This window comes from Nostoc sp. C052, from assembly GCF_013393905.1.
Taxonomy (GTDB): domain Bacteria; phylum Cyanobacteriota; class Cyanobacteriia; order Cyanobacteriales; family Nostocaceae; genus Nostoc.
In genome coordinates, this window is sequence record NZ_CP040272.1 from 4504526 (window position 1) to 4529517 (window position 24992).

Below are 24992 nucleotides of genomic sequence, written 5' to 3' on the forward strand. Positions count from 1 at the left end.
TCAGGCAAAACTTATTTTTTTCTATCTACCTTCATCTGTGAAAACACACGATAACCATCGAGATTTAACTGCTGATTACTGCTTTGTTCTTCTTCTTCCATCTTAATCAGGTTATATTCTACGTTTTCTGCATAAATTGCAAAGGTGATATTAAAAATCTCGATAAAATTTATTACTCCCTTGCATTCCTCTTCTGAATATTGTTCGTAAAAACGAATCAGATTAGCAATCCGAGTTTCTAAATGTCTGCGAGAATTTCTAGAAATCAAAATAATCTTTAACAGTATAATTACTAATGTCAGAGCATTGCCTTGGTTCAGCAATAAGACAAATAATGATGAAGGCTCTTTGCCATTTTCTGTTGTCAAGCAATCAATCACTCGATTACAAGTTCTCAAAAATAATTCTTTAGTAATATTTTCTTGATTATAATCGGTCTTCCATAAGGATAAACTATTTACAAACTGTTGCCGCCAATTCTCTACCGATTCTTTATTGTCTACAGAAAGAAATAGATATTTTTCCAAGTTTATTTTAAATTCTTCTAGAGTTTGATTTTGAGTTTGTTTGATAAATATATGGGCAATATTTTCATGACTAAACACACCTCTTTTTAAGACAATTGCTTTGATTAAACGCAGAGCTTGATCTCCCAAAATACTGGGATTTGTATAGCGCGCTGTGCTTGAAACGGCAGATTGAGAACGAGCAATATACATTGCTAGTTCAAACTTAAATTTGTCTTTCATCTGTTTAGAAAGCCTTCTAGCAGCCTCTTGTTGCTCTCTAGAATTATTCTCATTAACAGATTGATCGATTAATAAATAGGAAGTGTAGCGATTAGCCCAATGACCTTTAAATGATTCCTCATATTTAGTAGCAAATAGTTTCAAATCCTTGTAATCTTTGCTGTTGACAAAATTATCTAGCCAGTTTTTACAAATCTTTACTACTGGAGGATTATTGTCTTTTATTTTGAGATTTTCATTAACAAATAAATTAACTAATTCTTGGATATATTTGTCTTTTCGGTTAGTTTTCCAATTATTAACGATGATGTAGCAACACCGCTTAAGTGTATTATATAATTCCTGTTCATTATCATCTAAAAAAATACTATATATTCCAGGTATATAATCAGAATCTTCTGAATCAAGACCATCTATAAATAAACCTTTGAATTCGCGTAAAACATCCTCTGGTGGCAACTTTTTGACAATTTCCACAAAGAAGCTATAAACCTCATCTTGTGCAATTTGCACATTTACCTGTTGAGAGTTAGACGTAACACAATGGGAATCTTCCTGACTAATTGATAAACGATGAGCGGTCATTTCAGTTATCAGGACAAAAATACTTCCTGTTCATATTATTACCAGCTTAACCTTGCTGAACAGTAGCATCAATCTATTCTTCAGTGATTCAGTAATTTTTTTACATAAATTTGATTAACTAAGACCATAAATAAAGTATTAAAGACAAATTGTTTAATACTTCATCAAATAGTTCAGTGAGATTACTTACTTGTGAAGGAGGTAGGGGTAGGAGATTGTAATACACCCAAAACCCTTATGTAGAGACGCGATAAATCGCGTCTTCTTTAGACCAATTATCTACATTAATAACCCCAAGCGTATTGCAGTGTAGGTAACTCTTGGAGGTGCTGCGCGAACAGTCCTACACCAAATTAGAGATTTGCAGGCTGGCTAAAACCCAATATGCTTGGATTAACGGCTACTGGCAACAATTTTGGGTTTTTAAGACGCGATAAATCGCCGTCTCTACAAGTGTTGTGGGCTGATCTGAATAGATGTGGTAAATTTTATCCGTGGCTCAAGCCAAATTTTGTTTGCGGCTTCCAAACTCGATCGCGACGAATTTATAGTTAATTTTTGTTAATATTAGAGGCGGTGTTAGTACTTCGTCCTCAACCACCCACTCCCTACCTGAGAGAAACTTAATGCTGCGACTAGAACATATAAGTAAAATTTATCCCACAGGCGAAGTTCTCAAAGATATCAACTGGGAAGTTAAACCAGGCGATCGCATTGGCTTAGTCGGTGTCAACGGTGCTGGAAAATCCACCCAGTTAAAGATCATTTCTGGGGAAATTGAACCCACCGCCGGCGAAATCATTCGCCCTAATAGCTTACATATAGCCTACCTTAACCAAGAGTTTGAAGTAGACCCCACCCGTACCGTAAGAGAAGAATTTTGGACTGTCTTCAAAGAAGCCAACGAAGTACAGTTATCTCTGGCGCACATACCACAAGAGATGGAAACGGCTAGCCCAGAGGAACTGGATCGACTGATCGATAAGTTGGATCGCTTGCAGCGCAAATTTGAAGCGTTGGATGGCTACAACTTAGACGCACGCATCGGGAAAATTCTACCAGAAATGGGGTTTGGGCTAGAAGATGGCGATCGCCTCGTCAGTGCCTTCAGTGGTGGTTGGCAAATGCGGATGAGTTTAGGGAAAATTCTCCTGCAAAAACCCGACTTGTTGCTGCTGGATGAACCGACTAACCACCTAGATTTAGAAACCATTGAGTGGTTAGAAAATTACCTCAGAGGGCTAGTTACGCCAATGGTAATAGTCTCTCATGACCGGGAGTTCCTTGACCGCCTCTGCACCCAAATTGTGGAAACTGAACGTGGTGTTTCCAGTACCTACCTTGGTAACTACACAGCATATTTGGAACAAAAAGCCGAGAGTCAATCAGCACAACTTAGCGCCTACGAACGTCAACAGAAAGAATTAGAGAAACAGCAAACCTTTGTTGATCGATTCCGCGCCAGTGCTACCCGCAGTACCCAGGCAAAAAGCCGGGAAAAGCAACTGGAAAAAATTGAGCGCATTGAAGCACCCATTGCTGGGGTAAGAACTCTACACTTCCGTTTTCCCCCCGCACCCCGCAGTGGACGCGAAGTAGTGGACATTAAAGATTTAACTCATCTGTATGGTGATAAAATCCTATTTTTGGCAGCAAATCTCCTCATTGAAAGAGGCGATCGCATAGCATTTCTTGGCCCCAATGGTGCTGGGAAATCTACCCTTCTGCGCGTAATTATGGGGATGGAACCACCCACAGAAGGTAGCGTTCAATTAGGCGATCATAACGTTATCCCCGGTTACTTTGAGCAAAATCAAGCTGAAGCTTTGGACTTGAAGAAAACTGTCATGGAAACTATCCATGATGAAGTTCCCGACTGGGATAATCAAGAAGTACGCACACTTTTGGGACGCTTCTTATTTACTGGTGACACAGTATTTAAGGCAGTTGGGGCATTAAGTGGAGGAGAAAAAGCTCGTTTGGCGTTGGCAAAAATGCTCTTACGTCCCGCGAACTTACTAATTTTAGACGAGCCGACAAACCACCTAGATATTCCAGCGAAAGAAATGCTGGAAGAAGCACTGAAAAATTATGATGGTACGGCAATTGTAGTCTCTCATGACCGCTACTTTATTTCTCAAGTAGCTAACAAAATCGTCGAAATCCGTGATGGTGAATTCCGCGTTTACTTAGGAGATTATCATTACTATCTCCAGAAAATTGCCGAAGAAAAAGAACAGGCCAAGTTAGCTGCAATAGAAGCTGAAAAAGCAGCGAAAAAAGCTGCTAAAGCTTCCGCAAAAAGGAAATGAGAAACTAGAAAAGGGCTTAGTAGTAGCGTTTTAGCACTACTACTAAGTAATCACTCCTTATTAGCATTCTCAAACATCACAGAAAAATTACTAAAATTTAAAAAATCTTTCAAAAAGCTGCAAGTCCTTAATAAAAGAAGTTAATAAGCAAAAATTCACTTGCGGCGTGGATTAGCAGTGGTATCATTCGGGTATTACAAAAAGTAAAGGGCAATTTTACTATGACCAAAGCACCTGTTGCTCCTGTGGTGCTAGTCATTTTAGACGGATGGGGCTACTGCGAAGAAACGCGAGGAAACGCCATTACTGCTGCTAAAACCCCCGTCGTGGACAGTTTATGGGCAGTTTACCCGCATACCCTCATCCGCACATCAGGAAAAGCCGTAGGGTTGCCAGAAGGACAAATGGGCAACTCGGAAGTTGGTCATTTGAACATTGGTGCTGGGCGAGTTGTACCGCAAGAACTAGTACGCATCTCTGATGCGGTTGAAGACGGTTCTATTGCCTCTAACCCAGCACTTGTCAAAATTTGCCAGGAAGTTCGTTCTCGGAATAGTAAGCTGCATCTAGTCGGGCTTTGTTCCGAGGGAGGGGTACATTCGCATATCACCCATCTATTCGGACTACTTGACTTAGCCAAAGACCAGCGAATTCCAGAAGTTTGTATTCACGCGATCACCGATGGTCGTGACACCGCCCCAACTGAAGGGGTAAAAGCGATCGCACTGCTGCAAGATTATATAGACCGCGCAGGAATTGGGCGCATAGTCACCCTCAGCGGTCGCTACTACGCGATGGATCGCGATCACCGCTGGGATCGGGTCAAGCGCGCCTACGACGTGATGACCCAAGATGGTGCAGGTGGCGATCGCACGGCTGTAGAAATCTTGCAAGCATCTTACGCCGAAGGGGTAAAAGATGAATTTGTCAACCCAATTAGAATTGCTCCCGGCGCAATAGAACCAGGGGATGGGGTAATATTTTTCAACTTCCGCCCCGATCGCGCCAGACAATTAACTCAAGCTTTGGTCAGTCCCAAATTTGACGGTTTTGAAAGACAGCAAATCACACCGCTATCTTTTGTTACCTTTACGCAGTATGATTCAGACTTACCTGTGGCTGTAGCCTTTGAGCCGCAGAATCTCAGTAACATTCTGGGAGAAGTTATAGCCAATCATAGTTTGAATCAGTTCCGAACTGCCGAAACCGAAAAATACGCCCACGTCACCTATTTCTTTAATGGGGGTCTGGAGGAGCCTTTTGTCGGAGAAGATCGGGAACTGGTAAGTAGCCCGATGGTAGCGACTTATGATAGCGCCCCAGCGATGTCAGCAGTAGCAGTTACAGATGTAGCGATCGCTGCGATTCAAAAGGGTACGTATTCCCTAGTTGTGATTAACTATGCTAACCCAGACATGGTAGGGCATACTGGTCAAATCGACGCTACCATTACAGCAATTGAAACAGTCGATCGCTGTCTGGGTCGCTTGTTAGAAAGCGTGATTAAAGCCGGCGGCACAACAATTATTACTGCCGATCACGGCAACGCTGAGTATATGCTAGATGATGGGGGTAATCCCTGGACAGCCCACACCACTAACCCAGTCCCCTTTATCTTGGTAGAAGGCGAGAAAGTCAAAATCCCTGGATATGGTACAAATGTCGAACTGCGAAGCGATGGCAAGCTATCCGACATCGCCCCCACGATTCTAGAGATTTTACAGCTGCCTCAACCACCAGAAATGACCGGGCGATCGCTGCTGAAAACAGCAGAATATGAGCTGCAACGTACTCGCACCCCCGTGCAAGTAGGGCTGTAAAATAGTGCTGAGTGCTGAGTTAGGAGTTTTTAGTGAACTCCTAACTTTTGAATTCTGAATTCTGAATTCTGAATTCTGACTCCTGACTTCTGTTTTTTGAAACTTTTTATAAATGAGATTCCTACCATGACAATTAGTAATATCGTGCAAGGCATTTGGGCATTCTCCGCCACTGGTTTGATTATCTTAGTTTTGCTGCATAGTCCTAAAGGTGATGGCGTTGGCGCTATCGGCGGACAAGCACAGTTATTTAGCAGCACCAAGAGTGCAGAAAACACCTTAAACCGCATTACTTGGGCGTTGACAGTAATTTTTCTCGGTTTAACAGTAGTTTTAAGTGCTGGTTGGCTGCCTAAGTAAGGATAGGTAAATGGGGAAAATAACCCAACACCCAATACTTAACACTCTAATAAATTTAATTTCACGACGGTTAATTGTAGCTCTTGCCTTGTTTTTTGGCACAGGGCTGTTAATCGTTTTTACTAATATCGAGTCGAGTGATGGGTTTACAAAAATATCAAAATATGTATATTCAAACTTAATAATTTCTCTCCCCACTTCCCCAAAATCCCATCCCTTACCGCCCACACTTGCACAGTGGCAAGATAAGACTAACAGTGGTGACTACTTTTCCCAAGTCAAAACGACCCAAGTTGGTTATTTAGTCTGGTCGCAATTTCCCGTTCGAGTTTACGTAGAACCACCAAAAGCCATCAGGGAAAAACAAGCTCAAGCATGGGTTAATGGTGTCTTGCAGGGTGTACAAGAATGGAGTACTTATTTACCTTTAACAATAGTCGAACAGCCAGAAATTGCTGATATTACGATCGCACGAAAAGCGCCACCTCTACAAATTTCTCCTGGTAGTAATATACCTCGTGCGCGATCAGCACAAACTACTTACGAGTTATACACCAGTAACAACGTTTTATCGCACCGCTTCACCATCTTGTTAAGTCCCAGTCAAACAGGTGAGTATCTCATTGCAGCTACCCGTCACGAATTCGGTCATGCATTAGGAATTTGGGGTCATAGTCCGCTACAAACTGATGCGCTATATTTCTCCCAAGTTCGTAACCCGCCATCTATTTCTCCCAGAGATGTAAATACTCTAAAGCGGGTTTATGAACAGCCAACTACTTTAGGATGGTCTTTAGTTGATAATTCAGCGACTTAATTTTATGATGTTGCTGATTAAAATATGGATATGTTTTGTGTAAAAAATCAAAATTTAAGATTAAGGCAACCAATTTTTATCCAAAATTTGCTCTAAGGAATAAGGACATAATTCAGGTAAATTGGTTAAATTTGTTTTAGCTTTAACATAATCTAAGGCATTGCTATAAATTATGCTAAAATTCTCCTCTAAATGATTGCGTAAACTGGCACTTAAATCTTCATTTAGCTGGTTCCGAAAACTTTTGTTCTGGCAACGGATTTGTGAAGCAATAGACGTATGTTCGGCAGCACTTTCCATGTTCTAGCTGCTCTAAGTCAGGGATATTTATCACCTTTATCTGACTTACGTGATACTTCATTTTTTTAACTTTAGATAGCCTTGTAAAACTGGTAAGAGAATTGTTAGTTAGGTATTTGTATTTTACCCGATCGCACTTATTGCCATCTTAAGATTTACAGTGCGATCGCACTTTTTCCCTTTCTCTATGCTCTGCGACTTAACGGTAGAGGTCGCTGTGCTAAAACTTCTTTATAAAGTTCTTCCAGTAGAGTAATATTTTTACTCAGGGTATAGCGGTCTAATACACGCTGTCTAGCTTTTTGCCCCAGTAGCGTTGTTAACTCTGGATGATCTTGCAACACTGGTAAGAGGGTTTTTAATTGCGATCGCGCTGTTTTTGTACTAATAACTATACCTGCACCCTTTTCCAAGACTTCTCCATCTGCACCCACATCTGTTGCTAAACAAGCCAACCCACATGACATTCCTTCTAACAGAGATAGGGACAAACCCTCTACCAATGAAGGCAAAACAAATACATCTGCGCCCCGCAAAATTTCGATGCGTCGGTCTTCATCAGCAACAAATCCCAACCAGATAATGCCGTATTCTGAACCATAAAACGGCTCTAAGGAAGACTTCAAAGGGCCGTCGCCAACAATTAGCAACTTACTACCAGGCTCCATTGCCGACTGTTTCCAAGCGCGGAGGAGGGCTTCGACATTTTTCTCTGGTGCTATTCTACCCTGATAGACAAACAGGCGTTCGGCTTTAAATTCTGCTTTGATTTTAGAAAGTCCTGGAGAATACTTGGCAGTATCAACACCGTTGGGAATTACGGCAATATTTTCTTCTCTTACGCCCATCCCTGCCAATAATTCTCGCTGAATTTGAGAAAATACAATCACGCGATCGTAGTTAACCAAAAAAGGCGCGTAGAGCTGATATGCCAAAAGTTGTGTTCCCGATATCAGCTTTGCACCCTTGCCAGCAAAGGGTGTATGAAAAGTGGCAACTAGGGGCAACCTCAGTTCCTCACAGATTTCCGGTAGAAAAAAGTCTAGAGGAGATAACGTCAAGGAAGCATGAACTACATCTGGTTTGATTTCCCGCAGTGAATCGGTTAAAACTTTGGTGGCTTTAAAAGTGGGAATTGTGTAAACCTGGGACTTGTAAATGAAAGGCAGGGAAACCTCTCGAAGATTTGGCCAATTATCAGGTTCAGACTCTTCCTGGGCGAAGTGAAGAAAGCTAACTTGATGTCCCCTATCTAGCAAGGCATTTGTAATTTCTCGACTGTAGGTGACATTGCCGCAAAAGGGTGTTTTTTTTCCAATCCAGGCTATACGCATTCTTTATTTAGCTGTAATAAAAGCGGGTTTAATGTATTACTTGTGTGTCCTTTGTGATTTTTCTTTTATCTAGCTATACTTGCTGGTTTTTTTGTTTATTAAAAATTCCCAATACTTTCTACTAGTTTAAAAAGCTTATTGTCAGCTGATTAAACCAGTGGATTGATGGCTTTATTTATTTTAGTTATAAGTTGTTAATTTCTGATATTTAAACAACTTATTCTGACTAATGTCAGATTCATATCCGGCAAGTATGTGATAAATTTTCACTGACCATAGTTTACCATGAACACAAAAGCTTTAAGTAAATATTAATTACTTAAAGGTAATGAATAATAACTCCTGTTAGCTGATAACTACTTGTGTGAGTTATACCAGGTTAATATACCTCCTGAAAAGACGATCGCAGCTAATCCCAAAAAAACTACCTGTAATCCCAGAAAGGTTTCTGCGACACCAGCTAATGCTAAAGGTAAGGAGAGGGCAATATTAATTACATTGTTCTGCAAGCCAAAAACTTTACCGCGCATTTCTGGAGGTGTTTCTGTTTGGATTGCAGTTTGCATCGGGATTCCCACTAGCGCCCCAAAGATACCTAATAGCGTCACTAGTAACAAGACTAGCCACAGTTGAGTTGTAAATACTGATAGACCAATCAAGGATGCTGCCATACCCATACAACCGTATAGACTTAGCTGGGTGTAGGAGAAGCGTTGACCAAATTGACCGAGAATTGTTGCTCCCGCCGCAATGCCAACACCGCCAGCTGCTAGTAAAAAGCCGAACTGGGAGGCTTTCATATTGGGAATTATTTCTGCCATACGAACGGCTAGAACGGTTAATGCTGCAAAGACAGAAAACAAGATAATCAGCTGAAGCAAAGCATTGCGGACGCGATGATTGGCTTTGAGGTAGGCAAAACCGTCCCGCAAGTCAGAGAATACGTGAGGAAATTCTGTATCGGGGTGGTGGTGTTTTTCCTTAGTTGCTAGGAGGAACAAAATTAGTCCCGCGATCGCATAACTGCCGCCTACTAAAAGTTCTTTGCCCAAACTACCACTACCACCAATTTGCAGCCAAAGTCCATCTGCGATCGCTAATAAGGGTTCTCCAACGGCAAACCCAACAATCACCGATGCCATCATCGTTGTTGTGTAAAGCGAATTAGCCGAGAGCAAATGCTGTTCTTCTACCACTAAAGGAATTGCCGCCTGTTCTGCCGGGGCAAAAAACTGCGTCAAGGTCGAAACTAAAAAAGTCACACCCAAAATGATTACAAAACCCACTGGCATTACTCCTATGGGTTTCCAATCATGAGTCAACCACAGTAGGAAGGGAATTGACAAAACCAGAATGCCGCGCCAAATATTCGTTGCTACCAGCACAGCCTTTTTCGACCAGCGATCGACAAATACGCCAGCAACGGAACCAAACAATACGGCTGGTATCGTAAAAGCCATCATCAAGACTGACACCCAACCGCTAATACTCTGATTGCTTGCTTGAAACTGAGTATTAATTAAGGCAATCATCAGCACCAAATAAACTTTATCTGCCAATTGGGAAAAAACTTGACCACCCCAAAGAGCGAGAAAATTAGGGTTTTTTAATACAGGTAAAAATCCCTGCTGTTTTACATTCCCTGTAATAGCTTCTCCACCCGAACCAGATCCATCTAATTGCGGTGGTTCTTTTTCTGCGATCGCGGCTACTGGCAAATTATGCCCATTGCTAGCGCCGTTATTATCTACCTCAGCAGTGGTTAATTTGTCCTCAGATTGTGTTTCTGATTGACTTGGAACATCAGTTTTTGGGATTTCCGCTGTCCAACTTTGATCGTTTTTAGAAACGTCTTTTGGGGACATTTCTTGGCCATTTATTTGACTAGGTGTACATTTAGAAACGGCACTCAAGTGATTCCTGACTGTCGGATCTGATACCCTATTCTGTTTTTTGACGAGGCTTGGTGACAAAGGCAGGATTTTTTTATCCAAATCAGACGGTTGCATCATGGTTGGCAGCAAAATAAGAGTCGATCAAGGTAGCAGAGCGAATAGGGCGACCTAATTGATACTGAGCATACTGGCGCAAAGTCTGCTCAACAGATAACCAGTGATGATCTTTAGCACCATCAACTTGCATTATCTCTGGTTGTGACAGATGTTGAAGCAAAGCCAGTTCCATAGCACCCAAACGGCAAGAAATCACAGGTATTTCTTGCCGATGCACAACAACTGTTTGGGTATTGGGCATTGGGGATGGTGGGGCCCCCTTTGGGGATAAGTGGTAAGGGGCATTGGGTATGGGGAATTGGTTATTAATCTCCCTCTGCCCCCCTACTCCCCTGCCCCTCTGCCCCTCTTTTCGTAAACGTTCCCTAGCTTCTAAGGAAACCGTCCCACCTGCGGGGATACTAAATCCTACCTGCCAGTTGGGGTCTGTAAAGTCTGGCTTGAGGGGTTGCTGAGATAGGCAACAGATTTGCACTTGTGGCGTCAGTCCTGCTAAGGCTAAAAGATGAAATACACCATGAGCCAGATGAGCTAAAACACCAGATGGATTTGCACTAGACACCATCTCTAAGCGATGGAGATGTTCATTGAACAAATCATAAAGTTCTTCTTGGGGTTGTTCGCTCAAAGCTTCACACAGAACTATTTCTGCTAAATATTGACTGGCGGCCAGTTTTCCCAAATCTTTAGCTAAACCAGGATAAGTTTTTAAAGTCTGTGCTTGAGTAATTTTATCAAGCGATCGCCCTTTGGCAATCAATAGTTCATTCACAACGAACATTCCACTCCTACCACCCAGGCTGGAATTATGCTTACGTGCCCCTGGAGCTACAGCTCGAATTAGACCGAATTCCCGTGTCAAAATCGTCACTATTTTATCCGATTCTCCTAGCACCTGGGTTTTAAGATTAATACCAGTTGCTTTGTAGGTTCTACTCATTAGTAATTAGTAGTAATTAGTCATTAGTCACTGGTCATTAGCTTAGGACAAATGACATAGACGCCCTTTGGCGGCTTCCCGTAGGGTAGGACAAATAACTATTCACCCTTCCCCAGGTTACCGCGCTGGCGGAGCAAATCCATACCGCGAGATGTGCCTAATCTAGTAGCACCAGCTACGATTAAGTCTAGGGCTTGATTGATTGTGTGGATACCACCTGAAGCTTTAATTCCCACCCTTTCTTTTGCCAATTCCTGCAAAAGTCGTACATCTGCCACTGTTGCCCCACCATTCCAACCAGTACTGGTTTTTAAGAATGCCGCTCCCGCCTCCATAGCTATTTCAGCAGCTATTTTTTTCTCCGCATCCGTCAACAGGTTGGTTTCCAAAATTACCTTAACCGTTTGCCCAGTCTCTTCGCAAATTTCGGCAATCTCCCGGTGGACTTCTTCAGTTTTGCCAGTTTTCAACCAACCCAAGTTCATTACCACATCCAACTCAGTGGCCCCACTATCCGCCGCTTCTTGAGCTTCATACAGTTTCACGGCTGAAGTCGTTGCACCAGAAGGAAAGCCGATTACAGTACAAACTTTCGGGTTTTTACCGTGGAGTAGTTCAACTGCTTGCTTGACATTCGCGGGGAACAGACAAACTGCCGCAAAGTTGAATCTATATGCTTCTTCACACCATTGCTCAACCTGCTCTGGAGTAGCTGTTGGCGTTAACAGGGAGTGATCGATAAATGGCGCAATATCAATATCTGGATAGTCTGCTGCCATCGTGTCTTCTGCCAGTGATTGATTATTAAACTTTATAAAAAATTAAAACATTTCTTATATATATATTAAACCACATTTATTACGAGTTTATCCTGAAAACAACCTGCTGAATTGTCTTGAATATCAGCTTTACAGATATTACAGAATTACTGTAAGTATTTAAGTTGACGTTAAGTGGTAGTAATGTTATGAATGTCAGCAGTATTTTTCACACTAGTTTCTAAGAAGTTAATAATAGTTTGAGCTAATGCCTTTGATGCTAAGTACGGAACACCATTACCAATAGTTTTAAACATATTTGTGAGCGACATATTCTCTGGAAGTATAAAGTTTGCAGGCAAAGATTGGATAGCTAAAGCTTCTGCTACAGAAATCCGCCGGATTTTGTAAGGATGTAAATGTACTTCATTATTTCCATAGCAAGCTGTTGGAGAGTAACGCCATCTATGCAGACGTTTGAAAGACTTCCTGGAATTATCTCCTTCTTGAATAGCAGCAAATTTTGTCATACCTGCCCTTGGTTGAAAATAGTGTTCAGCATTGGGGTGATTCAGAACGTTATTTTTTCTAAACCAGTATTCAACTGTCAGTTCTTCAGGTATGCCATCAGGGCAAGGTGTGAGAGAATTTTCTTTGAATGGTTCACACTTACGCCAAGGATAAGCGAAAACTTTTTCTTGATGATATAAAATAGAATTATTCCAAGGGAAAGTTTCTTCAGAAAGTAATTTTTTATCAAATACGATTTTCATTTCCTGAAGAAAACTATTTTTGAAGCCAATTAAGATAATTCTCTCTCTATCCTGGGGTACGCCGTATTCAATAGCATTAATTAATCGCTCTGTTAATATATAGCCTGCTGCTTGTAATTGTTGCTTGAGCGATTCAAAAAATAAACGGTGTTTTGCCGTTTTCCATAAACCCTTAACATTCTCAAATAAAAAGAAATCAGGAAGATTGCGGCAAATTAATTCAATGTAAGAAGCGGAAAGCTTGCCATTATCTCCTAAACGTCCTCTATTTTTTCCACCAATAGAAAAATCAGGACAGGGAGGGCCGCCGATGAAACCAATTATATTATGAGATTTGCGGCAGTCTTGGACTAATTCTTGAAGGTGTTGTGCTGCTTTTCCGGTAATAAGATTTGTTACATCTGCTGCTTCACCGTGATGATATCCATATTCAGGCGATCGCATTTTCAGCACTTCTCGTGAATGGCGATAGGCGGCGATGAATGGGGCGAAGATTTCATTGACATAGACAATATTAAAACCGTTGGTTTCAAAACCTATATCGAGGAAACCCGATCCAGCAAAAAAAGAGAAAATACAAAGGCGATCGCTCATTAAATGACTCGCACGATCAAACAGTATTAATTAATATCAAATTTTAATAAAATTGGTTATATCCTTTCTTCTAGGGAAATTAATACTAACTATTCCCATTTGGTCTTAAGGGTTGGCAAACCCTAATATACTTAGTGTTTCTACGTAAGTACCAATCAGAAACGAACAATTTGAAGACTGCTTAATAGTAAAAAAAATTCACACTTCCTCTAAGTATCTCATATCGAAGTTTACTCAATCTTTAAGGAAAATCCCTGACAGAAAAAGAGTCTGAAGTCACAATTAAATGTAGGAGTTACTAAGCTCCAAATAATGTTTCGGACAAATATTTGTCATTAAATAAAAACCGGGGTACTTCGGATTAATTTTTTATGCGGATTTTAATTTACTCCTACAACTACCATCCAGAACCAATTGGTATTGCCCCACTGATGACTGAATTAGCAGAGGGACTAGTGAAGCGTGGACATGAAGTGCGCGTAGTAACTGCTATGCCTAACTACCCCGAACGTCAAATTTACCAAGAGTATCGGGGCAAGTGGTATGTTAACGAATACAAAAATGGCGTTCAAATTCAACGCAGTTACGTTTGGATTCGTCCACAACCCAACCTATTAGATCGGGTGTTATTAGATGCTAGTTTTGTTGTCACTAGTTTTGTACCCGCCCTCATCGGTTGGCGCCCAGATGTGATCCTCTCAACATCACCATCCTTACCAAGCTGTGTACCAGTTGCTCTTTTAGGATGGTTACGTGCTTGTCCTGTGATTTTAAATCTACAAGATATATTACCAGAAGCAGCCGTCCACGTCGGTCTACTTAAAAATAAATTACTCATCCAGTTGTTTACATTATTAGAAAAATTTGCCTACCGCACTGCCAGTAAAATTAGCGTCATTGCCGATGGGTTTGTAGACAATTTACGATCTAAGGGTGTAGAAGCTGACAAAATTGTGCAAATCCCCAACTGGGTTGATGTAAATTTTATTCGCCCTTTGCCTAAAGAAGATAACCCTTTCCGCACAGCCCATAATCTGAATGGCAAATTTGTAGTACTTTATTCTGGTAACATCGCCTTAACCCAAGGTTTAGAAAGCGTCGTCAAAGCTGCTTCTGTATTGCGCCATATCCCAGATATTGTCTTTGTCATCGTTGGCGAGGCCAAAGGTTTACAGCGATTGCAACAGGAATGTCTAGACTGCGGCGCAGATAATGTTTTGTTACTACCATTTCAACCCCGCAAAGATTTGCCACAAATGTTAGCAGCTGCCGATGTTGGCTTGGTGGTGCAAAAGAAAAATGTTGTATCCTTCAATATGCCATCAAAAATTCAAGTGTTACTTGCCAGTGGAGGGGCCTTAGTTGCCTCTGTCCCCGACAATGGTACGGCAGCAAGAGCCATCAGGCAAAGTGGCGGCGGAGTTATTGTACCTCCAGAAGATCCCCAAGCTTTAGCGATCGCAATTTTAGATTTGTACCAAAATCCTGAAAAAGTCAAGACTCTGGGTTACAAAAGTCGCCAATATGCCGTTGAGCAATATTCTTTTGAGCAAGCTTTAAATCAGTATGAGTCCTTGTGTTACTCATTGATGGCAAATCGTCGAGCAATTCAGTCTACAGGCATAGTTACGAAACAAGAAGTTTAAGCTTTGCAGCAAAGTTACATTTGTAGAAATTGCAATTATGCCCTCAAATCTAGGTAGCGGGAGATTTTGAGGGTTAAGAGAACGAACCACATACTCCTACGAAGAAGCAAGCTACGCGCAGCGTCTCGTCAGATAAGAGCGCAAAGGAAGAAGGAAAGAAGAGAAATTTAAATTTGATTCACCTATCAGGATTAATGGGACAGACTAGTAGCTAATTTTATTAGAAGGCATATAGCAATAGATAAACAGGTTTTCAAGTGCATTCTTGAACTAAATATCCCACGACTTCACTTCATTCAATCTGTGGGTAAACCAATTTTTATCAATACGACGGAATACACTGGTATTTTATGTTATACAGAATCGTGCTTTTGCTAGATCAGTCATCAGTCTGCCGTGTTGGAACGTAGTTTTAGCAGACAGTCTAAGTCCAAAGCCTTTACCTGCGAATTACTAGCTTTATATGACATATTATGCTGTTTGACGAATCTACGATTATTTTCGCTGGAAATACTTGCTGGCAAGCTATTGGTTGATTCATAGCTGCCCAATAACCATCACCAATCAGCAGTTGCAGATGTCGAAATCTAAACAGCCATTCAAAATCAATGAAACGCTTACACTATATTAATTTTGAATTTTGAATTTTGAATTTTGAATTCCGCCTTGCGGTACTAGCCCCCATAGACACCTGTTTTTTTGTTAGTATTCAAAAAAACCTATTGACACATTTGTTTGTCAGATCAATTGTTTGTTGTTTGTAAGTAAATGTAAACAATTGTTTCAAAAGGAAGAAAGCACCTGAGGTTTAATGACTGATTATTTCCAAGGAAATTTCCCATTGCAATCTGTCCCACTGACGAAGAGTGCGGTAATAAGCCACGGCCAAACCGAAGAGGCAAGCAGACAATTAGCTGCAACGATCGCGGTTGCAGCCTCAGACCGGAAAGCGGGTGAGATATTATTGCTCAAAGTAGCAGAGGTATCTTACCTGGCTGATTACTTTGTGATGATGACTGGTTATTCTAGGGTACAAGTCAGGGCGATCGCTCAAGCGATTGAAGGAAAAGTCGAAACTGAGTTGCAACGCCGTCCTTTAAGGACAGAAGGAAAAGTCGAGGGGAGTTGGGTACTACAAGATTACGGTGATGTGATCGTCCACATCATGATGCCCAAGGAACGGGAGTTTTATAATTTAGAAGCGTTCTGGATTCATGCAGAACGTATTTCCCTTCCAGAATCAGACGAGGGTGAAGGTAAACCAACATGATTAGGTCTTCGGTTTCTAATTGCCCAGTTCCTACAGACCAACAACCGCTCAATGAATACGAAGAGTTAAAAACTTCCTGGCTGTTTCGTGATACTACTTTAGATTGGCGCGAGTATATCACGAAACTCTTTTGGATTTGGGGTTTATCTTGGTTATTCGCAGGGCCCATAGCTGCGGCAAGTTTTCCCCCTCACAAGTATATTGCACATTTTATTCTCTGTGGTGCAGCCGGGGCGAGTGTCGGGTTAGTACTAATACTGGTAAGGTTGTACTTAGGTTGGTTCTACGTGTGTGATCGCCTTTGCAGTCCCACAGTATTTTATGAAGAATCAGGCTGGTACGACGGCCAAACTTGGACTAAACCACAGGAAGTCCTCAACCGCGATCGCTTAATTGTTGCATACGAAATCAAACCCATTCTGCGACGGTTACAATTTACCTTTGCTGGCTTGGCGGGAATGTACGTTATTGGTACTATAGGTTGGCATTTGTTTTAAAAAGTCATTAGTCATTGGTCATTCGTCATTAGTCATTAGTGAATAAACAAATGACTTATGACAAAGGACAAAGGACTAATGACTAATTAATTAAAAAAGGTGATAAATATAAACCCATGACAATGGGAAAACGAACTCAAGCCGCAGCACTGGAAGTCCGGTTGCTGCGAGAAGGTATTATTGAATCCAGGCATATAGTCCAAGCTGTTGTCTGCGACGAACGAGGACGGGTTCTCACCGTTGCTGGAAATTCTGAAACTGCTGCATTTATCCGTTCAGCGCTCAAACCATTTCAGGCACTTGCTGTCACCACCACAGGTACACTGGAACGCTATCAACTCAGCGATCGCGACTTAGCAATTATCACAAGTTCCCATAAAGGAAGAATAGATCAAGTCCGACAGGTATTTAACATCCTTTGGCGGGCCGATCTTGACCCGACTATACTCCAGTGTCCAATTCCTGAAGGAAAGCGGAGTCCTTTAGAATACAATTGCTCTGGAAAACATGCGGGAATGTTAGCTGTTTGTCAGCAACGCCATTGGCCCTTGAATAACTACTTGGATCGCAAGCACCCAATCCAGCAGTTAATTTTGGGCAAAGTAGCAGAGTTACTGCGAATGCCAGCAGCGGAATTTATTAGCGCTCATGATGACTGTGGCGTACCAACTTATCTGATGCAGCTCGGTCACATGGCATCTTTGTATGCACTGTTAGCCTCCAGTACCAACTTAGATATGGAGCGCATCGTCCGAGCGATGACTCATCACCCGGCTATGGTAGCAGGAGATGGAGAATTTGATACGGAACTGATGCGCTTAACTCCTGGAGAACTGGTTAGTAAAACTGGTTCCGAAGGAGTGCAGTGCATTGGTAGACTCGGTGAAGGCTTGGGCTTGGCAATCAAAGTCATGGATGGGGCAAAACGGGCAAAATACGCCGTGGCGATTCACTTACTCCAGCAAATGGGTTGGATTACTCCCAGTGCCGCCGAAAGCCTCTCAGAAAAGTTTGTCACCTTAGGAAAATACAAGCGTTTAGAAGTAATTGGAGAATTATCATTTTTGTAGTTGCCAAACTCTTGACTATAGGTTACTATAAATAAGTCGAGAGCAACGCGGGATAGAGCAGCCTGGTAGCTCGTCGGGCTCATAACCCGAAGGTCAGTGGTTCAAATCCACTTCCCGCCACCAAATAAAACAAAACAAAACCCTACGATCAGTAAAGATTGAAGGGTTTTGTTTTATTTTTGATCTATTCTGGAAGAAATAGCCATCTAAAAGGCGCGGAGAATCATGGTTGTGAAGTTGCAGCGACCAATTTTAGTGGGAGGATTGGGACTGTCCTTTTCTTTGTGGATGTTGGACAGTTGGCACGATTCGATAGTGCAGGTGGGTGAGTTTGGTTTGTTGAGTGCCTTAGCTGTAGGCGGTGGTTTGTGGTTATTCCAACAAAATCGCCCGAAAGACAGTTTAGAGCAGCTAAATGGTATGCTCGTGGATCGGGCGACAGTGGAAAGTGCGCTCGCTAAAACTGAAACTATAATAAACCAGCTGGCACAAGAATCAGAAAACCATCCGGCGTTACAAACACTGCGAGAACAAGTTAACCAACTATTGTTGGAATTAGACAGACAAGAAATTAAAGTGGCTGTGACTGGCGGGAAATCCGTGGGTAAAAGCACTTTAATTCAAGTGCTAAAGCAAAATGTCGAGACACGAAATTTCGTGTCTTTACAAGAGACAGCACCTTTATTTAGAGAAGTGGGTGAAAATTTCGATGCAGCTATTTTAGCAGAAGTTGCAAAATCTGATTTTGTTCTATTCCTGACAAACGGTGATTTGACAGACTCAGAATTTCAAACCCTACAGCAGCTAAAAGCAGCAAATCAGCCCACAATACTGGTTTTCAACAAACAAGACCAGTATTTAGCCGATGAAAGGGCCAGTATCTTGCTGTCATTGAAACAGCGAATCCAGGGAAATGTAGTTGCAACTGCGGCCTCTCCTATTGCCATCAAAGTCCGAAAGCATGAGGCTGATGGTGCTGTGCAAGAGTGGATGGAACAACCAGCAGCAGATATCCAGCAGTTGACGCAGCAGTTGGATGAAGTTTTGGTACAGCAAAGACAAAGGTTGGTTTGGCTAACTACCATGAGGAAAGCCGGGTTGTTGAAAGCCGAGGCGAAAAACTGGCTGAATGGAACCAGACGCGATCGCGCTACCCCAATTATTGAACAATATCAATGGATAGCTGCTGCTGCTGCCTTTGCTAACCCAGTCCCAGCCCTTGATATTTTGGCGACTGCGGCCATTAATGCTCAAATGGTAATGGATTTGGGTAACATCTATCAGCAGAAGTTTTCCCTAGAACAAGCGCAAACTGTAGCTGGAACAATGGGAAGTTTAATGCTGAAATTGGGCTTAGTTGAACTTTCGACAAAGGCAATTAGTACTGTTTTGAAAAGTAATGCCGTTACCTTTGTTGCTGGTGGCGTAGTTCAGGGAGTCAGTGCAGCTTATCTGACTAGAGTCGCAGGGTTAAGTTTAGTTGAATATTTCCAACAGCAGGAAATAGCGGTAGATTCTGGGACTGGTTTGAATTTGGAGAATTTGCGGCAAACTTTGCAAAAGGTATTTCAGCAAAATCAGCAGATTGGTTTTTTGCAGGGATTTGTTAAGCAAGGCGTGAAGCGTTTATTGCCAGAAGTGCAACAAGTTGAAGTAGTAGGTGTTCAGAAGGCTATAGGATAATTTCACTTACTTGGTGCTGTAGAAACCTAAAATTTACCCAAGCTCGTAATGGGCTTGGGTGTATTTAAGAATTATTGCGAAAGTTGAGAGTTACCAAAAAATTGTGAATAAGGGTAATTAGCTAAACAGCACCACTGTTTCTATTAAATAGAATAGCTATAGTTTTGAAAATTAGCTTTAAATCGTACACCAAACTCCAATTTTTTTGATACTGCAAATCCAGACGAATTACATCTTCAAAACTACGGACTGTAGAACGGCCGTTTACTTGCCATTCGCCAGTCATACCGGGTTTCACATCTAAACGTTGCCACTCCGGTACTTCATAGCGTTCAACTTCATCGGGTGTCGGTGGTCGAGTACCTACTAAACTCATTTCTCCTTTGAGGACGTTCCAAAATTGCGGTAGTTCATCAAGACTAGTACGCCGTAAAAAGCGCCCTACCTTGGTAATTCTGGGGTCATTCTCATTCTTGAAAAAAGCACCTTGCACTTGGTTTTTAACTTGGGATTTCTTCGCTTCTGCATCCACACACATAGAGCGGAATTTCCAAATCTCAAACCGCTTCCCCATCCAACCACAACGGGTGTGACTAAAGAAAATGGGCCCAGGATCGTTAATTTGAATAGCGATCGCAATGGGAATAAACAAAACTCCTGTAATTAATAAACCGACTATTGACCCGATAATATCTAAGAACCGTTTCATCCAAGATGCCACAGAAGGGTGAGTAGCGGGTAACGGTTCTACTTTTCGGGAAGTTGTCTTCCGATTATCTACTAGGTCTTCTACTTCTATTAGCGATCCATCAGCCACAGATTCAAGGGGAAAAACTTGATCCAATCCCGTGAGTTTTAGGACTGCCATTACTTGAGGTGTGACATTCCGCAGTGTTAATGTAATGTCTTTCGCTTGAGCGGATTTAAAATTACTGACCAGGGCACCTAAACCACTACTATCCATAAAAGTAGTTTGGTGAAAGTCAATGATGATGTGCTTGGGATGTGAATTGGTCTGGATTAAGCTTTGGCAGGTTTGCTTAAAGCCTAAAGCCTCCAACACGCTTAACCGCGTCGGCACCTGCACTATAGCCGTGTCGTTTAGGGAATTAACTGGAAAATCGACCTCTGTCGGTTGGCTAGTCATGAAGCTCTGCACTTTCGTTGCCATAAGAAATAACTAATACGTTTGAGAACTCCGTCTGTTTAGAGCGGAGCGGAAAACAAACAAGCGGTTTGAACCGCCTTGCCGCTATATCGGACTGGGTAGGAGCGCTTTGGCAGCGCCGTTAAGGGTGAAAATCTCTTAAGAATCTCTGTCTCTTTAGAGCAGGGAGTGTCAAGTATAATGTAATCTGCCAAACATTATTTTGTCCTACAAAATTATCTAACCTAAATATCGGAATCAGTAGTAATCAGGACTAATGACTATTTACCGGGGCTGAGATTGGAGATCGCTAGCGACGATTCACAATAGAACAAGAAGCCAAAAAACATCCTTGCTGTTGTGTCGACGCAGCGCGATCGCGTTGCTCTCATTTTATGATTTCTAAAAATACGGTTACACCTACCGCACGCCTGATTGAGGTCTTTTCTGCCATTCAAGGGGAAGGACTGAATGTAGGAACACGTCAAATATTTATTCGTTTTGCTTTGTGTGATTTGCGTTGTCAGTTTTGTGATAGCGCCCACACTTGGAATGCACCTGATACTTGTCGGATAGAGCGATCGCCTGGATTGCGCGACTTTGAAATCCACTCTAACCCTGTCCCATTATCCATATTACTCGAATGGGTGGAACAGCAAAATCTACCTTGTCTACACGATAGCATTAGCTTAACTGGAGGCGAACCCCTTCTTCATGCCCCATTTTTAACGCAGTTTCTACCCCAAGTGCGAGCCATAACTGGCTTACCTATATACTTGGAAACTGGCGGACATCGCCCAGAACAACTAGCAATGATTCTCCCCTACTTAGACTCCGTAGGCATGGATTTCAAATTGCCCAGTGTTAGCGGCGAAAGTCATTGGCAAGAACATAGTAAATCTCTCCAGTTATGTTATGACTCATATTTAAATGTTTTTGTCAAGATAATTGTGTCTCAAAACACAGATCCCGCCGAGTTAGAACGTTCAGCTTCATTGGTGGCAGAGGTTAGTCCAGATATCTCAGTATTTTTACAACCTGTTACGCCTTTGGCAGTGTCAGAAAAATTTTCCTCAATCCCTGTACTAGCGCCTTCGAGCGATCAAGTTTTGACCTGGCAAGCTTTGATGAAGGGGTTTATCAAGCATGTCCGTGTGATCCCCCAGACGCATAAAATGCTGAACCAGTTGTAAAATTTGATTTTGATAAAGATGTAGTCAAGAAAAAAGTAAGATTTGGTGAGGAGCGAGGAATAAGGAGTTTGAAGTTTGGATTTCACTCATAATTCCTAACTCCTAACTCCTAACTCCTAACTCCTAACTAATTACAGTGAGTCCTCATCTGGAGTTTTAGATTTAGCTTTTGCCTTATTGGCACTACGTTTGAGGGCAGAGAGTCTTGCTTCGTATCTTGACCGTTGGCGCTTACTAGGAGTATTGTCAATCAGGGTTTTTAAGGCGCTACCAAGACTCTTGTAGGCATTGGGGAGGCTATAACCAAAACGAGTTGCCAATGCGATCGCTTTCTCATCAGCATTGAGCAATTCTCTTAGTTGCTTTTCCCCATTATTCTTTTGGTACAGTCGCCAGCCTGACACACCACAAAGCGACAAAGCTAATACCAGCAGCAATCCATCTTGTACCCACAATTCGCCTACAGCACCACCTAAACCGATGGCTAGTGCTGCCATTTCCCAACCATCTTTGGGAATTGTGTCATTTTGAACGCGAGCAACTTCATGCCAGAACAGCAGATTGCGCTGATCCATTGCGAGGGCATCCCATTTCACCAAGTCAATTTGAATTTCTACCTGATCTTTACCAATTTCTTCGCAGCGAACCAGGGGTGGATTGACTTCAGTTGTGCCTTCAACCGTAACCCAGCTTTGCAATTCTGGCGGTAATAAGCCTTTCAACCGCCGTAGTTCACTCATTTCCGCTTTGGCAGAGGAGGTTGCGTAGGATGTCATAATATCCAGCCCCAGAAAATTTCATGTATATAGTGAGGGTATCACTTTGGAGTATAGCTATTTAAGTGATGATCCGTCTCACTCACTAGGAAAACTTCCTCGCTTTTTTCGCGCTTCCATTGCTTTTTCTAGTAAATCTAACAATCCTGGGGCTTCTTCTTGGATACTGAGTAACAGTCTTTCCCCAAGTTCTATATTCCCCGGATCGAGACCTGTTGCCATCACTTCTTTTAGGCGAGGTATCGCTATGCTATCCACAATCTGAATTAACCCACTCAGACAACGGTGAAATTGCTTTTCTGTGAGAATCGAGTCTTCTAAAGGAAACTCAATAATGGCACGGATTTCGCCATCAGATGGGTCATATTCCCATTGCAACATTTTGGTTTCCCAAGAAATGGCAAGCATCGTCTGTAGGATAACTCCCTTGTGAGGATGGTCTTGGATTCCTGCCAGAACTTGAGGGGCAAATACCCGAAAAAATTTTCCCTCTTCATCCAACTGGACAACTATTAGGAAATCTTCTAGGTTATCAGCCTCCACACCTGTTATAATCCGGTCTTCTTCATCATCAAAACGGTAGTCCCAACCAAGGTTGTCTAAATAGTTGGCAATCTGTTCGAGGTTAGCTCCCATAAAAGCCTCATAAGGAACGTGGAGCAGTTGTTACCAGACCTAGTTTAACCTGCTAGGGGTAGTTGTTTGGGTTGGTGTGGATACTTCTGATTGCATAGAAGTGTGCAAGGGGATTGGGGGTTGGGTACTGGGTACTGGGTACTGGGGATTGGGCATTAGCAAAAATATCCCAGTCACTAGTCCCCAGTCCCCAATCCCTGGGTGTTGGGCATTGAAAGATAAGAAAAATAGATGATTGTTCGGCGTTGTGAATGATATTTTTTTATGGATTGTTGCTTATTAGCTTATTCTTAAAGAAGCAATAATCACTATTTTTCAAATTTTAGACAGTGAAGGATATAGCACTAACTCACTTAAGTTTTAATATTCTCTTCTAGGTTTAATGAGTGTTTTGTTATATCTAGTATGATGACAGGGCTTTTAATCAAACTTGAAAGCTGAAGCCAAGTTGAGATAATTTTCTCACAGCATCTGAGGCTTTTGAATATATAGGTAAAAACTTTAATCACCGCTTTTAAAAGCGAATAAATATAGCACATAGGCTGGTACAGTTTTATATTACAAGCAACAAATTGTTTTCACTAAATGATTGTAGTGAGCAATACAATTCTTCGATCTAGTAATTTATGAAGTTCATGCGTAAATCAGCTTTAATTCTAGCGATCGCACCTTTAGTTTTTGCGATCGCGGCTTGTGATGGAGATTCAGGAAAAACAGCAAGTACACCCGGTACTCCAGGCAGTACTCCAGCTGCACCAGAAAATCAAAATCGCTGGAATAACATTAAAAGACGTGGCCAGATAATTTGCGGTGTCAGTGGTGAAGTCCCAGGGTTTAGCTTTGTGGGAACCGATGGTAAATACAGTGGCATCGATGTAGATGTTTGTCGAGCGATCGCCGCAGCTTTGTTTGATAAGCCAGATGCAGTAGAATTTCGCAATCTCAATTCCAAAGAGCGGTTTACAGCTTTGCAAACTGGCGAAGTAGACATTCTCAGCCGCAATACTACCTGGACACTTAGTCGTGGAACCACAGTAGGTCTAGAATTTGCACCTGTGGTCTTTTACGACGGACAAGCCATCATGGTTCGCAAAAGTAGTAACATTAAGTCCCTGGCAGACCTCAAGAATAAAGCCATCTGCGTTCAAACTGGAACTACTACCGAACAGAACTTAGCAGACCAAATGCGGAAAAGGGGCATCACTTACAAACCCGTTGTCTTTGAAGACGTTAACGTTACCTTTGCTACTTATACCGAAGGTCGTTGCGACGGGATTACGGCTGATCGTTCAGCATTAGTTTCGCGGGGCACAATTTTACCCAAACCAGAAGATAACGTGATTCTCAATGAAGTGATCTCTTCAGAACCCCTTGCGCCAGCAGTTGCCAAAGGGGATGCTAAGTGGAGTGATGCTGTTAAGTGGGTGGTTTATTCTCTAATAAAAGCCGAAGAATTGGGCATTACTTCCCAGAATATAGGTCAGTTCGCTACTAGTACCGATCCAGATATTAAGCGCTTTTTAGGAACCGAAGGCAACCTTGGCGAAGGACTCGGCTTAACTAACGACTTCGCAGCCAGAATAATTAAGCACGTTGGTAACTACGCCGAAATTTACGATCGCAACCTCGGCCCCAAGACAAAACTCAATCTAGCTCGCGGTCAAAATCAACTCTGGAGCAAAGGCGGACTGCTTTATTCTCCACCGTTCCGGTAGAAGGG

At 42.1% G+C, this 24992-nt stretch carries 21 protein-coding genes and 1 tRNA gene; 12 read left to right on the forward strand and 10 right to left on the reverse strand.

Annotated features, from left to right (window positions below; translation table 11 throughout):
* Positions 1–11: 11 nt before the first annotated feature.
* On the reverse strand, positions 12–1334 hold the full coding sequence (locus FD723_RS18345; protein ID WP_179066608.1) for a hypothetical protein: 1323 nt from the start codon (positions 1332–1334) through the stop codon (positions 12–14).
* 626 nt (positions 1335–1960) lie between these two features.
* Here FD723_RS18345 and FD723_RS18350 point away from each other — a divergent pair.
* The 4 genes from FD723_RS18350 to FD723_RS18365 all read left to right on the forward strand — a co-directional run bounded on the left by FD723_RS18350 (position 1961) and on the right by FD723_RS18365 (position 6643).
* Complete coding sequence (locus FD723_RS18350) at positions 1961–3646, forward strand: ABC-F family ATP-binding cassette domain-containing protein (protein ID WP_179066609.1); 1686 nt, start codon at positions 1961–1963, stop codon at positions 3644–3646.
* A 221-nt stretch (positions 3647–3867) separates the two neighbouring features.
* Positions 3868–5466: a 2,3-bisphosphoglycerate-independent phosphoglycerate mutase gene (gene gpmI / locus FD723_RS18355; RefSeq protein WP_179066610.1), complete on the forward strand. Its 1599-nt coding sequence runs from the start codon at positions 3868–3870 to the stop codon at positions 5464–5466.
* Positions 5467–5592: 126 nt separating this feature from the next.
* Positions 5593–5826 (forward strand): preprotein translocase subunit SecG, encoded by a 234-nt coding sequence (gene secG / locus FD723_RS18360; RefSeq protein ID WP_179066611.1) that lies wholly within the window; start codon positions 5593–5595, stop codon positions 5824–5826.
* Positions 5827–5836: 10 nt separating this feature from the next.
* Complete coding sequence (locus FD723_RS18365) at positions 5837–6643, forward strand: peptidase (protein ID WP_179066612.1); 807 nt, start codon at positions 5837–5839, stop codon at positions 6641–6643.
* 60 nt (positions 6644–6703) lie between these two features.
* Here the strand turns inward: FD723_RS18365 and FD723_RS18370 are convergent, their stop codons facing one another.
* The 6 genes from FD723_RS18370 to FD723_RS18395 form a co-directional block, all read right to left on the reverse strand.
* The gene (locus FD723_RS18370) at positions 6704–6943 is read right to left on the reverse strand and encodes a DUF29 family protein (RefSeq protein WP_256874857.1); all 240 of its coding nucleotides are present in this window, start codon (positions 6941–6943) and stop codon (positions 6704–6706) included.
* A gap of 185 nt (positions 6944–7128) precedes the next feature.
* Complete coding sequence (locus tag FD723_RS18375; RefSeq protein ID WP_179066613.1) at positions 7129–8277, reverse strand: glycosyltransferase family 4 protein; 1149 nt, start codon at positions 8275–8277, stop codon at positions 7129–7131.
* A 356-nt stretch (positions 8278–8633) separates the two neighbouring features.
* Entirely contained in the window at positions 8634–10286 is a 1653-nt protein-coding gene (locus FD723_RS18380; protein ID WP_179069189.1) for an MFS transporter, read from the reverse strand.
* Positions 10273–11229 (reverse strand): DNA repair protein RecO, encoded by a 957-nt coding sequence (recO, locus tag FD723_RS18385; protein ID WP_179066614.1) that lies wholly within the window; start codon positions 11227–11229, stop codon positions 10273–10275. Before recO ends, FD723_RS18380 begins: the two co-directional genes overlap by 14 nt.
* 98 nt (positions 11230–11327) lie before the next feature.
* Complete coding sequence (gene deoC / locus FD723_RS18390; protein WP_179066615.1) at positions 11328–12008, reverse strand: deoxyribose-phosphate aldolase; 681 nt, start codon at positions 12006–12008, stop codon at positions 11328–11330.
* A 170-nt stretch (positions 12009–12178) separates the two neighbouring features.
* Positions 12179–13354: a DNA cytosine methyltransferase gene (locus FD723_RS18395; protein WP_179066616.1), complete on the reverse strand. Its 1176-nt coding sequence runs from the start codon at positions 13352–13354 to the stop codon at positions 12179–12181.
* A 371-nt stretch (positions 13355–13725) separates the two neighbouring features.
* On the opposite strand from FD723_RS18395, the gene FD723_RS18400 reads away from it, so the two are divergent.
* From FD723_RS18400 to FD723_RS18425, 6 genes are all read left to right on the forward strand, one after another.
* Complete coding sequence (locus FD723_RS18400) at positions 13726–15000, forward strand: glycosyltransferase family 4 protein (protein ID WP_179066617.1); 1275 nt, start codon at positions 13726–13728, stop codon at positions 14998–15000.
* An 811-nt stretch (positions 15001–15811) separates the two neighbouring features.
* Positions 15812–16270: a ribosome silencing factor gene (gene rsfS, locus FD723_RS18405; RefSeq protein WP_179066618.1), complete on the forward strand. Its 459-nt coding sequence runs from the start codon at positions 15812–15814 to the stop codon at positions 16268–16270.
* Positions 16267–16767 carry a CGLD27 family protein gene (locus tag FD723_RS18410; protein WP_179066619.1) on the forward strand — a complete coding sequence of 167 codons (501 nt, stop codon included), beginning with the start codon at positions 16267–16269 and terminating at the stop codon, positions 16765–16767. The genes rsfS and FD723_RS18410 overlap by 4 nt, the downstream gene beginning before the upstream one ends.
* A 116-nt stretch (positions 16768–16883) precedes the next feature.
* Positions 16884–17837: an asparaginase gene (locus tag FD723_RS18415; RefSeq protein ID WP_179066620.1), complete on the forward strand. Its 954-nt coding sequence runs from the start codon at positions 16884–16886 to the stop codon at positions 17835–17837.
* Positions 17838–17883: 46 nt separating this feature from the next.
* A tRNA-Met gene (locus FD723_RS18420) sits at positions 17884–17960 on the forward strand.
* A 102-nt stretch (positions 17961–18062) separates the two neighbouring features.
* Positions 18063–19520 (forward strand): DUF697 domain-containing protein, encoded by a 1458-nt coding sequence (locus FD723_RS18425; protein ID WP_179066621.1) that lies wholly within the window; start codon positions 18063–18065, stop codon positions 19518–19520.
* A 121-nt stretch (positions 19521–19641) separates the two neighbouring features.
* Here the strand turns inward: FD723_RS18425 and FD723_RS18430 are convergent, their stop codons facing one another.
* Positions 19642–20691: an anti-sigma factor antagonist gene (locus FD723_RS18430; RefSeq protein ID WP_179066622.1), complete on the reverse strand. Its 1050-nt coding sequence runs from the start codon at positions 20689–20691 to the stop codon at positions 19642–19644.
* A 371-nt stretch (positions 20692–21062) separates the two neighbouring features.
* Here FD723_RS18430 and FD723_RS18435 point away from each other — a divergent pair, with 371 nt between their 5' ends.
* Positions 21063–21860, forward strand: a complete 798-nt coding sequence (locus tag FD723_RS18435; RefSeq protein ID WP_179066623.1) for a 7-carboxy-7-deazaguanine synthase QueE — start codon at positions 21063–21065, stop codon at positions 21858–21860.
* Positions 21861–21991: 131 nt separating this feature from the next.
* Here FD723_RS18435 and FD723_RS18440 read toward each other — a convergent pair whose 3' ends face one another.
* Both FD723_RS18440 and FD723_RS18445 read right to left on the reverse strand, forming a co-directional pair.
* Complete coding sequence (locus FD723_RS18440) at positions 21992–22636, reverse strand: DUF3318 domain-containing protein (protein WP_179066624.1); 645 nt, start codon at positions 22634–22636, stop codon at positions 21992–21994.
* A gap of 78 nt (positions 22637–22714) precedes the next feature.
* A complete protein-coding gene (locus tag FD723_RS18445) occupies positions 22715–23272 on the reverse strand; it encodes a hypothetical protein (protein ID WP_179066625.1) in 558 nt (185 codons plus the stop codon).
* Positions 23273–23898: 626 nt separating this feature from the next.
* Here FD723_RS18445 and FD723_RS18450 point away from each other — a divergent pair.
* On the forward strand, positions 23899–24987 hold the full coding sequence (locus FD723_RS18450; protein ID WP_372743763.1) for a transporter substrate-binding domain-containing protein: 1089 nt from the start codon (positions 23899–23901) through the stop codon (positions 24985–24987).
* The last annotated feature ends 5 nt before the right edge of the window (positions 24988–24992 follow it).

Excerpts from the sequence above, each read along its gene's own strand:
- FD723_RS18425 (WP_179066621.1), top strand. The coding sequence starts at position 18,063 with ATGGTTGTGAAGTTGCAGCGACCAATTTTAGTGGGAGGATTGGGACTG.
- rsfS (WP_179066618.1), top strand. The coding sequence starts at position 15,812 with ATGACTGATTATTTCCAAGGAAATTTCCCATTGCAATCTGTCCCACTG.
- FD723_RS18350 (WP_179066609.1), top strand. The coding sequence starts at position 1,961 with ATGCTGCGACTAGAACATATAAGTAAAATTTATCCCACAGGCGAAGTT.
- FD723_RS18435 (WP_179066623.1), top strand. The coding sequence starts at position 21,063 with ATGATTTCTAAAAATACGGTTACACCTACCGCACGCCTGATTGAGGTC.
- FD723_RS18370 (WP_256874857.1), bottom strand. The coding sequence starts at position 6,943 with ATGGAAAGTGCTGCCGAACATACGTCTATTGCTTCACAAATCCGTTGC.
- gpmI (WP_179066610.1), top strand. The coding sequence starts at position 3,868 with ATGACCAAAGCACCTGTTGCTCCTGTGGTGCTAGTCATTTTAGACGGA.
- FD723_RS18410 (WP_179066619.1), top strand. The coding sequence starts at position 16,267 with ATGATTAGGTCTTCGGTTTCTAATTGCCCAGTTCCTACAGACCAACAA.
- FD723_RS18380 (WP_179069189.1), bottom strand. The coding sequence starts at position 10,286 with ATGCAACCGTCTGATTTGGATAAAAAAATCCTGCCTTTGTCACCAAGC.
- FD723_RS18375 (WP_179066613.1), bottom strand. The coding sequence starts at position 8,277 with ATGCGTATAGCCTGGATTGGAAAAAAAACACCCTTTTGCGGCAATGTC.
- deoC (WP_179066615.1), bottom strand. The coding sequence starts at position 12,008 with ATGGCAGCAGACTATCCAGATATTGATATTGCGCCATTTATCGATCAC.
- recO (WP_179066614.1), bottom strand. The coding sequence starts at position 11,229 with ATGAGTAGAACCTACAAAGCAACTGGTATTAATCTTAAAACCCAGGTG.
- FD723_RS18365 (WP_179066612.1), top strand. The coding sequence starts at position 5,837 with ATGGGGAAAATAACCCAACACCCAATACTTAACACTCTAATAAATTTA.
- FD723_RS18445 (WP_179066625.1), bottom strand. The coding sequence starts at position 23,272 with ATGGGAGCTAACCTCGAACAGATTGCCAACTATTTAGACAACCTTGGT.
- FD723_RS18440 (WP_179066624.1), bottom strand. The coding sequence starts at position 22,636 with ATGACATCCTACGCAACCTCCTCTGCCAAAGCGGAAATGAGTGAACTA.
- FD723_RS18345 (WP_179066608.1), bottom strand. The coding sequence starts at position 1,334 with ATGACCGCTCATCGTTTATCAATTAGTCAGGAAGATTCCCATTGTGTT.
- secG (WP_179066611.1), top strand. The coding sequence starts at position 5,593 with ATGACAATTAGTAATATCGTGCAAGGCATTTGGGCATTCTCCGCCACT.
- FD723_RS18400 (WP_179066617.1), top strand. The coding sequence starts at position 13,726 with ATGCGGATTTTAATTTACTCCTACAACTACCATCCAGAACCAATTGGT.
- FD723_RS18450 (WP_372743763.1), top strand. The coding sequence starts at position 23,899 with ATGAAGTTCATGCGTAAATCAGCTTTAATTCTAGCGATCGCACCTTTA.
- FD723_RS18430 (WP_179066622.1), bottom strand. The coding sequence starts at position 20,691 with ATGGCAACGAAAGTGCAGAGCTTCATGACTAGCCAACCGACAGAGGTC.
- FD723_RS18395 (WP_179066616.1), bottom strand. The coding sequence starts at position 13,354 with ATGAGCGATCGCCTTTGTATTTTCTCTTTTTTTGCTGGATCGGGTTTC.
- FD723_RS18415 (WP_179066620.1), top strand. The coding sequence starts at position 16,884 with ATGACAATGGGAAAACGAACTCAAGCCGCAGCACTGGAAGTCCGGTTG.